Origin of the sequence: Burkholderia sp. F1, assembly GCF_050813845.1 — a bacterium.
Taxonomy (GTDB): domain Bacteria; phylum Pseudomonadota; class Gammaproteobacteria; order Burkholderiales; family Burkholderiaceae; genus Burkholderia; species Burkholderia ubonensis.
Genome location: NZ_CP172422.1, coordinates 1,335,345 through 1,349,403 on the forward strand (window position 1 = coordinate 1,335,345; position 14,059 = coordinate 1,349,403).

Sequence of the window (14,059 nt, forward strand, 5' to 3'; positions counted from 1 at the left end):
TTGGGAGCTGATTGGACGAGTCGTGCCACAGACCGCCTCCTGAAGCAGGAGATGGTCTGGTGACTGTTTTCAGGCTGCGATCCGGCGAGTCAGGCCGTCCGCCGAGTCGCCAGCCGATTCCACAGCAATCCGGCGCGATTGCCGCTTCGGCAATAGGCGAGAACAGGCTTCGGCAATGCGTCGACCATGGCGCCAAAGGCATCGACTTCCGCGTCGCCAATGTGATCGGACTTGACGGGCAGGTATCGCGCGTCGAGCCCCAGTTCGCGGGCCGCGGCGGCAATCTCGTCAAAGGCCGGCTGATCGGCGCTTTCCCCGTCGGGCCGGTTGCAAATCACGGAGCGGAAGCCCGCGTCGCGAATGGCTTTCAGGTCATCCGGCATGATCTGGCGCGACGCGGCAAACCCGTTCGATGCGGTCGACCGGCATTGCTCGATGGCTTGCCGGAAACAGGCTATCGCGAAGTCGATGTCCTGCTCCGTCGTGAAGCGTCCGACGCTGATACGGACAGTGCGGCCGGCCGAATCCGCATCCAGGCCGATGGCCGTCAGGACGTGGGACGGCGTGCCGGCGGCCGAATTGCACGCGGAGGTGGATGACACGGCGAGCGCGTCGCCCAGCATGAACGGGAAGAAACCGGGGGCATTCACGGTCAGGCTCAAGGTATGCGGGATGCGCCGCGCCGCGGCCGCGTTCTGCTCGACGTCCCCGATAGCGAGCACCGAATCCCTCAAACGCGTGCTGAGCGCGGAAATCCGTGCGCTGTCGGTCTCGAGTTCATCGGCCGCCAGCTCGCACGCGGTTCCCATGCCGACGATCTGATGGGTGGCGAGCGTACCCGAGCGCAGGCCCCCCTCGTGTCCGCCACCGTGCATTTGAGGCGCAATTCTGTCCGCAATGTCTCGACGGACGAACAGCGCGCCGATCCCTTTGGGGCCATAGACCTTGTGCGCCGACATCGACATCAGGTCGATTCCGAGCGCGCGGACGTCGATCGGGGTCTTGCCGAGCGCCTGCGCCGCGTCGACATGGAGCAGCGCGCCGGCGGCGTGCACGACTCGGGCGATCTCGCCGATGTTCGTGAGCGTGCCGATCTCGTTGTTCACGAGCATGAGCGACACGAGGCCAGTGTCAGGGCTAATCGCCGCCGCCACCGCGTCGGCCGTGATTTCGCCATCGCGCGTCGGCGTGAGGTAGGAGACCGACAAACCGTGCCTTGAAAGGCTGGCCATCGTGTCGAGAACGGCTTTGTGCTCGATGCGGCTCGTGATCAGGTGGCGTTTTTCGAGTGCCGCATCCGCGTAGCCTTTGAGCGCCAGGTTGTTTGATTCGGTCGCGCCCGACGTCCAGACGATTTCGTCCGCATCCGCGCCGATGAGCGCGGCAACCTGTTCGCGCGCCCGTTCCACCTTTGCCCGCGCCAGCCTGCCCGCTCGATGCGAACTCGACGCCGGGTTGCCGAACACGCCGTCGACACCGAGGCATGTGGCCATCGATTCGACCACCCGCGGATCGGCAGGCGTCGTCGCCGCGTAGTCGAGGTAATGCAATATGTTGTTCTCGCTCATTTCGTTCAGTTGCCACGCTGTAATGCAGGAAATGATACGGGGCGCAACCCGGAAAAAGGATCCAAATTTGGCTGAGAATTGCGCCTTTGGTGGAATATTTTTCTATCGTCAGCGGCAGTCCAAGGTCCGGCCGGTGGTGGCGCCGCTGACACCGGCAGGCTCCGCCAACCGCGATGCAAGAAGCCGGAGAGGAGGGTGTTCCGGCCGGACGGTCGGCGAGTCGGCGAACCGGCCGTGGCAGACGAGAAGCGCATGAACATTCCGTGCGCATGTTTTTCTCGCCACGATCGCGAGTCACGCGTGTCTGCAAATTGCCGGAGTTTTGAGTTGATTTAAACAATTTCGGCGCTTCGAGAATAATCAATCAAATCATTTCGGTAGAGCCTGATTATTTCTTTCATTTTCCAGTCAATTTGACTTCAGTGGCCTTGTATTTTCGGGTGATTTCTATAAGCTGATCGTAAGCAACGTTGCTTCATGTATTTCTTCTCAACCAACAGGAAGATATTCCATGACACGTATGTACATCACTGCCGCACCCACTGGAGCCGTGCCGAAGTGGCTCGACCCGCTCGAGCCGACTTTTATTCCGTCCTGTCTCGTTCACCAGCTATTCGATACCGCACAAGCCGAGAAAATCGTCGTCCGGTTGAAATCCGACGGCTGGGACGCTGTTCCGGCTGGCGGATGGTTAATCGAATCGGGACATGGTCTTTCTATTTCAGATAATTTTTTAGCACAACTATTCAACAAGTCAGCCGCTCGTCAGGCATTGGAGGAAATGGGATGGACGCATCGGGATGGAGCCTGGCATGCGCCGCCCGCGCCGGCTTCCGGCAGCGCCGCACTCCCGCGTGAATGGCTGGCGGGCCTGCCGTCGGTCGAGCTCGTCCGGCGGATCGTGCTGCAATTGACGACCTATGGATGGGTGGCCAACGACCGCGGCGACCTCGTCTGGGATCACGCGAAGCTGCACAGCTATTTCCCGCCCGCGCTGATCGATTCGATTCGAGAAGACGCTCCGGCGCTATTGGCCAAGCTGCAAAAATCGGGCTGGAAAGCGTGCGGCGAAGGTTACTGGCAAGCGGGCAAGGGCCGGTCGCCGGTACTGCCGATCACGCCGGATGCGATCGTGGACGAAACCGTCCGCTCGATCAAGGAAGGCGCGGCGGTCGTGCATTTGCATACGCGTGAACTCGGCGACCGTGCGCAACTCGAGATCCCCGGGCTGGGCGTCGTCACGGTCGGGACGCAGCGCAACCAGATCGTGGTCGATCATTACGACGAGATCGTACCGGCCGTGAGGCGCGCCGACACGACGGCGATCCTGAACCTGTCGACGAGCGTGCGGGGCGACCGTCAAGGCTCGCGCAGCACGTTGCGGCGCGCGCATCTGAAATCCTACGGCGACGCGGCGGTGCCCGAAGTCGCGTCGCTGAGCCCGGCCGCCGTGATTTTCCAGGGCGGCGGCGGCTACGACAACGCGCCGGATTTCCTGGCCGAGCAGTTCGCGCATTTTCAGCGCGTCGGCACGCGCCCGGAGGTGGAGGTATTCAATCACACGATCATCGACAACGCGACGACCCTGTACCGGGCGTTCCTTGAAGCGACCGGCCAGCCCGTGCTGTTCATGCTGGTGGCGGGCGTCGACCAGTATCGTCGCGATCCGGTCAGCGGGGAAGTGGAGGACGATTCGCTGATTGCGCCTGCCGCCAAGCAGGAAATTACCCGTTGCGTCGCGACCGGCGACGCACAGGACCGGCAGCGTGCGATCGATCTCGCGGTCGAACAGCTGAAGCCGGTTGTCGCACGGCTGCGCGACAGCTTTCCATCATCGGTCGTCTCGTTGCTGCTGCCGGGGCCGTTGCAGGCGCTATTGGCGGATCTCGCGCACGCGTTGCAACTGGACGGGGTCCGCATCGGCCTGGAGGACGGCCTGAACGTGCTGGACAGCCGTGTTCCGGGGGGCGTTCGCAAGGCGCGCGGCACATGGGAGCAGGTGCGCATGCTGCGCGAGGACCTGCTCGCCAGGGGCGTCACCGTGCAAACCGCGGCCGAGGTGCGGGACATGCTCGGCCTGCCGGCCGGCAAGTCGCGCCAACCGCATCTGAAGCGCGCATGACGGAGCGAACGTTCGATGACTCTCTATCGATTGGGCGACCGAGTGCCCACCGTCCATGCGAGTGCGTTCGTGGCGGATACGGCGACGATTGTCGGTGACGTCCGGCTGGGCGCGGATTCGAGCGTCTGGTTCGGTGCGATATTGCGTGGCGATACCGAGCCGATCGTCGTCGGGGCCGGGACCAACATCCAGGACGGGGCCGTGCTGCACACGGATGCAGGGTGCCCTTTGACGATCGCCGCGCATGTGACGGTCGGCCATCAGGCCGTGCTGCATGGCTGCACGATCGACGAGGGGTCGCTGATCGGCATCCAGGCCGTGGTGCTCGATGGCGCGGTGATCGGTCGTCAGTGCCTGGTCGGCGCCGGCGCCGTCGTCACGGCGGGCAAGGTATTTCCCGAGCGATCGCTGATTCTCGGCGCACCCGCCAAGGTCGTGCGAACCCTGACGGATGAGGACGTGGCCAGGCTGCGGACCAATATCGGCTTCTACGCCGAGGTGCGCAGGCCGATGTACAAGGCGGCGTTGCACCGGATGGATCAGGCATGACCTGATCCGGGAAGCGGTTCCGTTACGCAACGGAAGCGCCGGCCAGCCCGTTGTCGGGCTGGCCGGCGCAACCCCCGCTCAGCCTCGCAAGGTGACGCTGTCCCCGCTTGCCGCTGTCCTTACTTGACGCACTCGAGCGTGTACCTGAGCGCCGGCGCGATCAGGCCGCGCCACACGTCCCACGTGTGGCCGCCGTCGACGATGCGCAGCTCGGCCGGGTTCTGCGCGCGGCGCAGCTGCGTATACAGCACGCTCGATTCGGCCTGGATCGTCAGGTCGTCGTCGCCGGCGGCGATGAACATCGGCACGCGCCAGCTCCGCGCGAAATAGCCGCGCAGCAGCGCCGGGTAATTCAGCTCGTGCCAGACGCGCGAGTCGAACTGCTTGTCGCCGAACACGCCCACATAGCGGGCCGCCGAGTTCAGCGGCGGCTCGTTCGCATAGACTGCCGGGCTCAGCAACATCGCGCCGCAGAACAGGCCCGGCTCGAGCAGCGTGAAGCGCAGCGCGCCGAAGCCCCCCATCGACACGCCGCCGATCGCGCGGCCCGCGCGCTGGTTCGACACCGCGAAATGCGTCTCGACGTCCGGCAGCAGGTCGTTGAGGAACGCGCTCTGCATCCGCTCCTTGCGGTCGACGTACCAGTCGGTGCCGCCTTGCGGCATCACGATCACGACGGGCGGAATATCGTGCCGCTCGATCAGCGTGTCCGCGGTGACCTGCAGCCGGCCCTGCGTGATCCAGTCGTTCGCGTTGCCCGCGTTGCCGTGCAGCAGGTACAGCACCGGGTAGCGCGCACCCTCCGGGTTGTAGCGGGGCGGCAGGTAGACCGTGTACGACCAGTCGCGCTGCAGCGACGCCGAACGGAACGTGCGCATCACGATGCTGCTGTCGTCGTTGATCGGGGCCGCCTGGGCGGAAGGCGCGGCTTCGGCGGATTCGGCGAAGCCGATGGCCAGCGCGGCGGCAAGCAGGAGGAGAAATCGGCGCATGTCGAGCGGGTTCAGGAGTATCGCCGCCTATCGTAGCAGCGGCGGATGACGGCCGTGCGGAGGTTTAGCGCCGCGCGCGGAACGGCAGCCGCGACATCAGCGGCGCGTAGAGCTTGGCGACGAGATACAGCAGGCCCATCGCGACGATGTCGGCGGTCAGCCCGAGCGGCACGTCGAGGTAGCCCTCGGTCGCCTCGTACAGCAGCGAATCGACCGCGAGCGAGATGGCGGTGCCGGCGACGAAGCACAGCAGGCCCTGGCGGCCGATCGTGCCGATCCACGGCATCGCGTGCGCGACCTTCTTCATCCAGCCGAGGTGCACGAGCTTGGCCGCAAGCCACGCGATCGCGAGGAAGTTCGCGAGCCGCAACGCGCCGAGGTTCTGCTTGATCGACGGATCGGTCGGGAACGGCTCGATGCGCAGCCGGTAATAGGCGCCCGCGGCGACGATCGCGAGCGCCGCGGCCGTCAGCAGCCAGCCCTGCGGTTTCGGCGCGAGCGTCTGGTAGACCGGCTGGCAGCGCGAGATCACGCCGAGCACGAACAGGAACTGCCACGCGAACGGATTGAAGTCCCACGGCGCGCCTTCGACGGTCGGCAGGTAGCCGGCGGCGTGCGGCGCGGCGAACCACAGCGACGTGCTGAACGCCAGCAGCAGCCACGGCTGGGTGCGCGCGAGCGGCAGCGCGAGCGGGGCGAGCAGCGCGAAGAACGCATACATCGGCAGCACCGACGCCAGGTACGGCTGGCGCCGGAACAGCAGGATGTCGCGCAGCGCGACGAGAGGCTTCTGGATCAGCCCGTCGAGATCGTTGGTCGGCATGTTCGGGCCGTCGATCGCCAGCGCGCTCAGCGCCGCGGTGATCAGCAGCATCAGGCCGGCCGTGACGAGGAACGCGCGATAGATCTCGAACGCGCGCCGGATGAAGCGCTGGCGCGCGGCGGCCTCGTCGTGGCGCTCGGCGAGCGAGTTGTACGCGATCGCGGTCGCGAAGCCGCCGAGGAACACGAAGACTTCGGCGGCATCGCACAGTGCGTACGCGTGCAGCGTGATGCGCGACAGGATGCTGCCGCCGATGTGGTCGATGACGATGACGAGCAGGACGAGTCCGCGGAAGAAATCGAGTTCGGCGTAGCGGCCGGGCTTGGCGGCGGCACTCATCGGCCCGGCTCCCGGCGCCCGTCGCGTGCGCGGCGGGCACGTGCCGCGCATGAATCGGGGTCAAGCATGAATTCGTGAGGAAATGTGACAAACAGATGCGCATTGTGCCATCGATGTGACATTTTTCGGGTTTACGCGAATGGCATGGTCGCCACCCGCGGCCCGCAAGGCTTGCCCGGCAATCGGCACAATGGGGCCAGTTGGAAGGGCGCAACGCTTGCCGAAGCGGAGCCGCTCCCCGGTGGACGATTGGTTTCCGACGTGACACCATTTTGGACATTGCGCGGCGTGCCACCCCGCGCCGCCCGCCGAGCGGGCCATACAAGACTCAAAGACTCACGCCGGGAGCGCCCGGCCATCCGGTTCTGGAGATTCGCCATGAAGAAGCACGTCATTTCCGCCGCCGCGCTCGCCGCCTTTGCCGCCTTCACTGCACCGGCGTTCGCGCAGAACAGCGTGACGCTGTACGGCCTGATCGACGAGGGCTTCAACTATACGAACAATGTCCGCGTGAACGGCGTCGGCAAGACCAACTACCAGCTCGCGAGCGGCTATGCGCAGGGCAGCCGCTGGGGGCTGCGCGGCTCGGAAGACCTGGGCGGCGGGCTGAAGGCGGTGTTCGTCCTGGAAAGCGGCTTCGACGTGAACAACGGCCGGCTCGGCCAGGGCAGCCGCATGTTCGGCCGCCAGGCGTACGTCGGCCTGTCCGAGTCGCGCTTCGGCACGCTGACCTTCGGCCGCCAGTACGACGCGCTCGTCGACTATCTCGCGCCGCTGACCGCGAACGGCAACTGGGGCGGCACGCTGTTCTCGCATCCGTTCGACAACGACAACACCGACAACTCGTTCCGGGTCAACAACACGGTGAAGTACGCGAGCCCGGACTGGAACGGCCTGCAGGTCGGCGGCACCTACAGCTTCAGCAACAGCACCGGCTTCTCGACCAACCGCCAGTACAGCGTCGGCGCGCAGTATTCGCTGGCCGGCCTGCAGGTCGCCGCGGCCTACCTGCAGGCGAACAGCCCGGGCAACGGCAATGCGGGCGCGATCGCGGCCGACGACGCGAACTTCGTCGCCGACCGGCTGCGCATCTTCGGCGGCGGCATCAACTACACGTTCGGCCCGGCGACCGTCGGCTTCGTCTACACGAATACCGACGTGAAGAACCCGGTGTCGACCGTCTATCTGCCGACGGCGACGTTCTCGGGCCTTGGCCTGACGGCGACGAAGTTCCAGAACTTCGAGATCAACGGCAAGTACCAGCTGACGCCGGATTTCTTCGTCGGCGCGCAGTACGTCTACACGGACGGCAAGTTCGAGGCCGCGACCGGCTCGATCAAGCCGAAGTACCACACCGTGGGCCTGATGGCCGACTACAGCCTGTCGAAGCGCACCGACGTGTATCTGCAGGGCGCGTGGCAGAAGGTCGCCGGCGACCGGACCAATACGGCCGCCGATGGCGGCTTCGTGGTCGGCACCGACGGCCCGTCGTCGTCGTCGAACCAGTTCGCGGTGCGCGCGGCGATCCGCCACAAGTTCTGACGGGCGCGGCCGGTGCGCGTGCGCAACTGGCCTGAAGCGGCCTGAACCCGCTGCGGCGCTGCTCAGTCGGCCGGCAGGGGCCGGCTGAGCGTGTCCGCGAGCCAGTCGACGAAGATCCGCACGCGCGGCGCGAGGTGCCGGCCGTGTGGAAACACCACCGATACCGGCAGCGGCGCCGCATTCCATTCCGGCAGCACTTCGACGAGCGAGCCGTCCGCGAGCGGCGCGTCGAGGCCGTCGCGCGGCGCCTGGATCAGCCCGAGGCCCGCCACGCAGCAGGCCAGGTACGCCTGCGAGCTGTTGACCGACACGACGGTGCGCATCTTCACCGCGTGCATCTCGCCGGTATCCATGTCCGCATATTCCCAGTCCAGCTCGCGGCCCGTGCGGCTCGAGAAATAGCCGACCGAGACGTGCTCCGGCAGGTCGTCGGGCGAGCGGGGCGTGCCGTGGCGCTCGAGATAGGCGGGTGACGCGCAGTTGACCTGCGCCAGCTCGCCGATGCGCCGCGCGACGAGCGACGTGTCGGAGAGCGCGCCGACTCGCACCGCGCAGTCAATCCCGTCGGCGATCAGGTCGACGAAGCGGTCGGTGGTGCTCATCACGATGCGCAGATCCGGATACCGCGCATGAAACGATGGAATCGCCGGAATCACCTTGTTCAGCGCGAAACGCTCGGGCAGGTCGACGCGGATCACGCCGCGGGGCGACGCGCCGGCGTCCTCGAACAGCGTTTCGACGTCGTCGAGGTCGGCGAGCAGCCGCGCGCAGCGTTCGTAGTAGGTCGCGCCTTCGGCCGTCAGCGCGACGCGCCGCGTCGTGCGCTGCAGCAGGCGGATCTTCAGATGTTTCTCGAGGTACTGGACGGCGTTGCTGACCGTCGGGCGCGGCAGCTGCAACTGCTCGGCCGCTTTGGTGAAGCTGCCTAGATGGGCGACGCGCGCAAAGATGCGCATAGCGTGCAGATGGTCCATGCGGGGCGGGAGAGCTGGCGGATGAAGACAGGCTCCATTGTTAATCAGTGTCGAATAGATTGGTGGATTCTTTCGCGTTTATCGAACGCCGCGATCCCGCCAGAATCCGCTCCATCCACTCAACACTGCGAGGAACGGGACATGGAACTGCGTCAACTGGGCCGCACGGGCCCGCGGGTGTCGGCGATCGGGCTCGGCTGCATGGGCATGTCGGACATGTACGGGCCGGCCGACCGCACGGAGAGCATCGCGACGCTGCACGCGGCGCTCGACCACGGCGTCACGCTGCTCGACACCGGCGATTTCTACGGGATGGGCGACAACGAGATGCTGATCCGCGACGCGTTGCGCGGCAAGATGCGCGAGCAGGTCGTGATCAGCGTGAAGTTCGGCGCGCTGCGCGATCCGGCGGGCACGTTCGTCGGCTACGACGCGCGGCCGGGGGCGATCCGGAATTTCGTCGCGTATTCGCTGAAGCGGCTCGGCACCGACTACATCGACATCTACCGGCCGGCGCGCGTCGATCCGGCGGTGCCGATCGAGGAGACGGTCGGCGCGATCGCCGACCTCGTCAAGGCAGGGTACGTGCGGCATATCGGGCTGTCGGAAGTCGGCGCGGACACGGTGCGCCGCGCGGCGGCCGTCGCGCCGATCGCGGATCTGCAGATCGAATATTCGCTGCTGTCGCGGGACATCGAGGCGCAGATCCTGCCCGCCTGCCGCGAACTCGGGATCGGCGTGACCGCGTACGGCGTGCTGTCGCGCGGGCTGCTGAGCGGGCGCTGGTCGGCGGCGCGGGAAGTGGGGCGCGATTTCCGCGCGGCGAGCCCGCGGTTCCAGGGCGAGAACCTGACGCACAACCTCGCGCTCGTCGACGCATTGCGGGCGGTCGCGGACGAGAAGGGCCGCAATCCGGCGCAGGTCGCGATCGCGTGGGCGCTCACGCGCGGCGACGACATCGTGCCGCTGATCGGCGCGCGCAAGCGCACGCAGCTGCAGGACGCGCTGTCGGCGCTTGAGATGCAACTAACGGCCGATGATCTCACCCGCATCGAAGCGGCGGTGCCCGCCGGGGCGGCTGCCGGCGACCGTTATCCGGCAGCGCAGATGGCGCACCTCGACAGCGAACAGGGGCGGGGGGCTTCCCATAAGGGTTAAGCAGGCGGCTACGGCCGAACCGCCGAACCGCCGAACCGCCAACTCGCCCGCCGCGCGCGCCCGAGGCAGCCTCAGGCAAAGCCAGATGGCGCGCGGCGGGCTGCCGGTGCACCATCGCGCCTTGTCCATCCGACGGAACGCGCGCGCATGCCACCCGAAACGACGACGATCATCGTGCTGGTCTTCCTGCTCGCGGGCGCGGTCAAGGGCATGATCGGCCTCGGCCTGCCGACGATCGCGATGGGGCTGCTCACGCTTGCGATGCCGCCGTCGGCGGCGGCGGGCCTGCTGCTCGTGCCGTCGTTCATCACCAATGTGTGGCAATTGTGGCTCGGCCCGTCGTTCGGGCCGCTGCTGCGCCGGTTGTGGCCGCTGATCGCGGGGCTCGCGATCGGCACGCTGACGGGCGGGCTGCCGGCGCTCGCGGCCGGCAGCGCGTGGACGCACGCGGCGCTCGGCGTCGTGCTCGCCGCATACGGCTGCTGGGGGCTCGCGGCCGCGCGGCTGCCTGCGCCGGGGCGCCACGAGCCGTGGCTGTCGGCCGTGGTCGGCTACCTGACCGGCGTCGTGACGGCCGCGACCGGGGTGTTCGTCGTGCCGGCGGTGCCGTATCTGCAGGCGCTGCGGCTGTCGAAGGACGACCTGATCCAGGCGCTCGGGCTGTCGTTTACCGCGTCGACGATCGCGCTCGGCCTGCAGTTGCGGGTGTCCGGCGCGCTGCAGAGCGTCGATCTCGGCGTGTCGACGCTGGCGCTCGTGCCGGCGCTTGCGGGGATGGCCGGCGGGCAGGTTGCGCGGCGGGTGATGAGCGAGCAAGCGTTCCGGCGGTGTTTCTTCGTCGGGTTGGTTGCGCTTGGCGGGTATATGGCGGTTTCGGTGCTGCGTTGAGCCGCGAGCGCATGCGCCGCCCGGCTTGGAGCGCCGCCCGGCGTCGGCGCGGCGGCATCGCTTGCGAGCAAGCGTGTCGACATCGGTTCCGGGCGACCGATTGCGGCTGATCCGTGGATTCAGTCAACGATGAACAGCTTGGCGCCCGTCCTGGTGTAGGACTGATGCGGCTCCGCGTTGTCGCCAACCTGGTAGCTCGTGCCGGGCGTCAGGACGAACTTTCGCCCGTCTTCGAGCGTCGTTTCCAGCTCGCCTTCGATGCAGAACAGGACATGTCCTTTCCGGCACCAGTGATCCGCAAGGTATCCGGGGGTGTATTCGACCATCCGCACCCGGACCTGATCCGGCTCCTTACCGAAGTATCGTGTGCGCCAGTAAGCCGTTCCGGTTTCTCCGCGGTGCTCCGTCTTTTCGACGTTTGCCCAGTCGACCGTGCTGAATGGAAAGGCGTCCATTTTCATGTTGTTGTCGCTCCTTTTCGAATTGCGATGTAGTCCTGGCGGGGCTCGGCCTGGCGCCGCCAGTCAATGTATCACTGCACCCCGTGCGCCTGTCGCCCGGGTACCCCGGTTGCGGCCGCGTGGCGTTTCGGGCAGAGTGGGCACTTGACGAGGCGTCCCCCGATGATCCTCGTCATCCGGTTCACGCGCGCCAGCGCGGCCATGCGATCCTCCGCTTCTGAACGGAAACCACGCAAACAGCCATCCATCATGGATTTTTCGAGCCATCGCCCGCAACGACCTCCGATGCCTGCCGCGGCGGCCGGAGTCTGCTCGATTGCTCGAATTGCGCGCTGGAAAGGCTGAACGCCTGCGCGTTGCACGAGATTCGAAGTTCCGGACGCCCGTTGCGGGCGTTTTTTCATTTCAGGGCTGTTTTTTCGCTGAATTCGAAATCCGGAGCACATCATGAAATTCTCGCAGCAATTTTTCTCGAACAGCTTCTTCGAGCAGGACAACACGAAGCTCGAATTGACCGACCTTGCCCGCAAGGCCTGCTTCTTCCACCAGGACGCGGCGGGCCTTTACTCGTGGATGTCGCTGGGCCTGAGGGCGCAGCGATGCGTCGAGCGCATCGTGCGCGACGAGATGGAGCGCGCCGGATTCTGCGAAATCCAGATGAGCCTGCTGCAGGATGCCGACCTGTGGCGGCAAAGCGGGCGGCTCGACATCTATGGCGACGAGCTGATGCGGCTGACCAACCGGTCGGGGCGGCTGTTCTGCCTCGGCGCGACGTGCGAGGAACTGGCCGCGAACATGGTCAGGACGCACTACAACAGGACGGACCTGAGCCTCGGCCTCTTTCAGTTCGGCAACAAGTATCGCGACGAGCTCAGGACCCGCGGGGGACTCGTCCGGGCCAGGGAATTCATCATGCAGGACGCGTACGCGTTCCATGCGACCGACGACGGCGCGCGCGCCGCGTATGAAGCCGTGCGCGACGCGTACCGGCGCATCTTCGACCGGCTGGGGCTCGACGCGATCGCCAAATCGGGCGACAACGGCGAAATCGGCGGCCGGAGCTCGGAGGAGTTCCATGTCGCCAGCGAACTGGGCGAGGACGAGGCCGACGGCCGGCGATCGCTCGAGTGCGCGCACATCTTCGATCTCGGCGACCGCTACTCGAAGGCGCTGGGGCTCGTCAACGCGAAAGGCGAATTCGTCAGGATGGGCTGCTTCGGCGTCGGAATCTCGCGCCTGGTGATGCTCCTGCTCGACCGTCAGCGCGACGGGCGGGGATTCTGGGGCAGCGATGCGTTCAACACCTTCGACGTCGTGCTGACGGTCATCGACTGGGAGCGGCAGGCTTGCCAGGACGCGGCGCAGCGGCTGCAGCGCGACCTGCAGGCGGCCGGGATGAGCGTGCTGGTGGACGATCGCGTCGTGCAGGCCGGGAAAAAGCTCGCGGACGCCGAGTTGATCGCATGCCGGCAGCGTGTGGTGGTCAGCGGGAAGGCGATCGCATCCGGGCGCTTCGAATGGATGGATCGGCGCACGCTCGCGCGCGAAAGCGTGTCTGCGGAGGACCTTGCCGCGCTTTGCGCGCGACGGCGCTGACCGTGAGCGAATCGTGCGCGAATCGTGCGCGATTCGCGTTCGGCTGCCGGCGTCCGCTTCGGGCGAATCGTTCGAAGCGGGCGCAGGGATCGCGCGCGGTATTACGCGCAGGCGGACTCGCCCGACAGGAACCCGACAAATTCCCGCGTGTACTTCGGCAACGCATCGAACGACCGCGCGCACAGCGTGAGCTTCCGATGGCTCCACGCGTCGGACAGCTCGACCATCCGCACATCCAGCGTCTGCATCGCCCGCGATGCCGCATGCCGTGACACGATCCCGATCCCCACGCCGCTCTCGATCACCCGGCAGATCGCATCGAAGCTCTTCAACTGCACGCGGTAGCGGATCCGCTTGCCGAGGGCCCTGGCCTGATCGGCGAGATGTACCTGCAGCGCGCTGCCGTCGGTGAGGCCGATGAAATCCGCATCGACGATCTCGTCGAACGCGACCTTGTCGCGCGCGGCGAGCGGATGGCCAGCCGGCACGACGGCGATCAGCCAGTCCTCGCGAAACGGCTTCTGCTCGAGCCCGCCGAGGCCGACCGAATCGGCGACGATGCCGACGTCCGCCGTCTTGTTGCGGATCGCGTGCACGATGTCCTGGCTCGACCGCTCCTCGACGCTGATCGACAGCTTCGGATGACGCGGCAGATACTCGGCCAGCGCGTCCGGCAGGTACTCGCTGAGCGACGCGGTGTTGCACAGCAGCCGGATATGGCCGCGCAGCCCCTGGCCGTATTGCTGCAGCTCGCCGCGCATGTGGTCGATCTGCTGCAGCACGGTGCGCGCGTGATGCTCGAGCGCGCGTCCGGCGTCGGTGACCTGCGTGCCCGACTTGGTCCGGTGCAGGAGCGGCACGCCGAGCTCGTCCTCCATGCCGCGGATGCGTTCGCTCGCGGCCTGCAGCGTGATGTGCGTGCGTTCCGCGCCGCCCGTGATACTGCCCGCCTCGCAGATGTGCAGGAAAAGCCGCAGGTCGGTCAGGTCGAAGCGCATGATGGGGACGGATGTCGTTGGTATCGCCGATAAGGTAGCAGGATCCGTG

General features: G+C 66.5%; 13 protein-coding genes. 6 read left to right on the forward strand and 7 right to left on the reverse strand.

Features of this window, described 5'->3' with window-relative positions; all coding sequences use genetic code 11:
- Positions 1-89: 89 nt before the first annotated feature.
- Complete coding sequence (locus ACFIMZ_RS25095) at positions 90-1,568, reverse strand: aminotransferase class V-fold PLP-dependent enzyme (RefSeq protein ID WP_431824983.1); 1,479 nt, start codon at positions 1,566-1,568, stop codon at positions 90-92.
- Between the two features lie 520 nt (positions 1,569-2,088).
- On the opposite strand from ACFIMZ_RS25095, the gene ACFIMZ_RS25100 reads away from it, so the two are divergent.
- Both ACFIMZ_RS25100 and ACFIMZ_RS25105 read left to right on the forward strand, forming a co-directional pair.
- Positions 2,089-3,690, forward strand: a complete 1,602-nt coding sequence (locus ACFIMZ_RS25100) for a 3-keto-5-aminohexanoate cleavage protein (RefSeq protein WP_431824984.1) — start codon at positions 2,089-2,091, stop codon at positions 3,688-3,690.
- Positions 3,691-3,705: 15 nt separating this feature from the next.
- On the forward strand, positions 3,706-4,239 hold the full coding sequence (locus ACFIMZ_RS25105) for a gamma carbonic anhydrase family protein (RefSeq protein WP_045565106.1): 534 nt from the start codon (positions 3,706-3,708) through the stop codon (positions 4,237-4,239).
- Positions 4,240-4,358: 119 nt separating this feature from the next.
- Here the strand turns inward: ACFIMZ_RS25105 and ACFIMZ_RS25110 are convergent, their stop codons facing one another.
- Both ACFIMZ_RS25110 and ACFIMZ_RS25115 read right to left on the reverse strand, forming a co-directional pair.
- Positions 4,359-5,231, reverse strand: coding sequence for an alpha/beta hydrolase (locus ACFIMZ_RS25110; RefSeq protein WP_431824985.1), 873 nt, complete (start codon positions 5,229-5,231; stop codon positions 4,359-4,361).
- Positions 5,232-5,295: 64 nt separating this feature from the next.
- Entirely contained in the window at positions 5,296-6,393 is a 1,098-nt protein-coding gene (locus ACFIMZ_RS25115) for an OpgC domain-containing protein (RefSeq protein ID WP_431824986.1), read from the reverse strand.
- 378 nt (positions 6,394-6,771) lie between these two features.
- Between ACFIMZ_RS25115 and ACFIMZ_RS25120 the strand changes: the two genes are divergently transcribed.
- Positions 6,772-7,935, forward strand: coding sequence for a porin (locus ACFIMZ_RS25120; protein ID WP_431824987.1), 1,164 nt, complete (start codon positions 6,772-6,774; stop codon positions 7,933-7,935).
- 62 nt (positions 7,936-7,997) lie between these two features.
- Here ACFIMZ_RS25120 and ACFIMZ_RS25125 read toward each other — a convergent pair whose 3' ends face one another.
- Positions 7,998-8,909 (reverse strand): LysR substrate-binding domain-containing protein, encoded by a 912-nt coding sequence (locus ACFIMZ_RS25125; RefSeq protein WP_431824988.1) that lies wholly within the window; start codon positions 8,907-8,909, stop codon positions 7,998-8,000.
- 141 nt (positions 8,910-9,050) lie between these two features.
- Between ACFIMZ_RS25125 and ACFIMZ_RS25130 the strand changes: the two genes are divergently transcribed.
- Complete coding sequence (locus tag ACFIMZ_RS25130; protein WP_431824989.1) at positions 9,051-10,067, forward strand: aldo/keto reductase; 1,017 nt, start codon at positions 9,051-9,053, stop codon at positions 10,065-10,067.
- 147 nt (positions 10,068-10,214) lie between these two features.
- Positions 10,215-10,955: a sulfite exporter TauE/SafE family protein gene (locus tag ACFIMZ_RS25135; RefSeq protein WP_431824990.1), complete on the forward strand. Its 741-nt coding sequence runs from the start codon at positions 10,215-10,217 to the stop codon at positions 10,953-10,955.
- Between the two features lie 119 nt (positions 10,956-11,074).
- Here ACFIMZ_RS25135 and ACFIMZ_RS25140 read toward each other — a convergent pair whose 3' ends face one another.
- Together ACFIMZ_RS25140 and ACFIMZ_RS25145 are read right to left on the reverse strand one after the other, a co-directional pair.
- Positions 11,075-11,416 (reverse strand): DHCW motif cupin fold protein, encoded by a 342-nt coding sequence (locus ACFIMZ_RS25140; RefSeq protein WP_431824991.1) that lies wholly within the window; start codon positions 11,414-11,416, stop codon positions 11,075-11,077.
- 71 nt (positions 11,417-11,487) lie between these two features.
- On the reverse strand, positions 11,488-11,865 hold the full coding sequence (locus tag ACFIMZ_RS25145) for a hypothetical protein (RefSeq protein WP_431824992.1): 378 nt from the start codon (positions 11,863-11,865) through the stop codon (positions 11,488-11,490).
- On the opposite strand from ACFIMZ_RS25145, the gene ACFIMZ_RS25150 reads away from it, so the two are divergent.
- Entirely contained in the window at positions 11,864-13,012 is a 1,149-nt protein-coding gene (locus ACFIMZ_RS25150) for an aminoacyl--tRNA ligase-related protein (RefSeq protein ID WP_431824993.1), read from the forward strand. The two genes, ACFIMZ_RS25145 and ACFIMZ_RS25150, sit on opposite strands and share 2 nt — an antisense overlap.
- Before the next feature lie 101 nt (positions 13,013-13,113).
- Here ACFIMZ_RS25150 and ACFIMZ_RS25155 read toward each other — a convergent pair whose 3' ends face one another.
- The gene (locus tag ACFIMZ_RS25155; RefSeq protein WP_431824994.1) at positions 13,114-14,010 is read right to left on the reverse strand and encodes a LysR substrate-binding domain-containing protein; all 897 of its coding nucleotides are present in this window, start codon (positions 14,008-14,010) and stop codon (positions 13,114-13,116) included.
- Between the last annotated feature and the right edge of the window lie 49 nt (positions 14,011-14,059).

Bases quoted from the DNA above. Each gene is read 5' to 3' on its own strand.
- ACFIMZ_RS25120 (WP_431824987.1), top strand. From the start codon at position 6,772: ATGAAGAAGCACGTCATTTCCGCCGCCGCGCTCGCCGCCTTTGCCGCC.
- ACFIMZ_RS25095 (WP_431824983.1), bottom strand. From the start codon at position 1,568: ATGAGCGAGAACAACATATTGCATTACCTCGACTACGCGGCGACGACG.
- ACFIMZ_RS25100 (WP_431824984.1), top strand. From the start codon at position 2,089: ATGTACATCACTGCCGCACCCACTGGAGCCGTGCCGAAGTGGCTCGAC.
- ACFIMZ_RS25105 (WP_045565106.1), top strand. From the start codon at position 3,706: ATGACTCTCTATCGATTGGGCGACCGAGTGCCCACCGTCCATGCGAGT.
- ACFIMZ_RS25155 (WP_431824994.1), bottom strand. From the start codon at position 14,010: ATGCGCTTCGACCTGACCGACCTGCGGCTTTTCCTGCACATCTGCGAG.
- ACFIMZ_RS25150 (WP_431824993.1), top strand. From the start codon at position 11,864: ATGAAATTCTCGCAGCAATTTTTCTCGAACAGCTTCTTCGAGCAGGAC.
- ACFIMZ_RS25145 (WP_431824992.1), bottom strand. From the start codon at position 11,865: ATGATGTGCTCCGGATTTCGAATTCAGCGAAAAAACAGCCCTGAAATG.
- ACFIMZ_RS25110 (WP_431824985.1), bottom strand. From the start codon at position 5,231: ATGCGCCGATTTCTCCTCCTGCTTGCCGCCGCGCTGGCCATCGGCTTC.
- ACFIMZ_RS25135 (WP_431824990.1), top strand. From the start codon at position 10,215: ATGCCACCCGAAACGACGACGATCATCGTGCTGGTCTTCCTGCTCGCG.
- ACFIMZ_RS25115 (WP_431824986.1), bottom strand. From the start codon at position 6,393: ATGAGTGCCGCCGCCAAGCCCGGCCGCTACGCCGAACTCGATTTCTTC.
- ACFIMZ_RS25140 (WP_431824991.1), bottom strand. From the start codon at position 11,416: ATGAAAATGGACGCCTTTCCATTCAGCACGGTCGACTGGGCAAACGTC.
- ACFIMZ_RS25130 (WP_431824989.1), top strand. From the start codon at position 9,051: ATGGAACTGCGTCAACTGGGCCGCACGGGCCCGCGGGTGTCGGCGATC.
- ACFIMZ_RS25125 (WP_431824988.1), bottom strand. From the start codon at position 8,909: ATGGACCATCTGCACGCTATGCGCATCTTTGCGCGCGTCGCCCATCTA.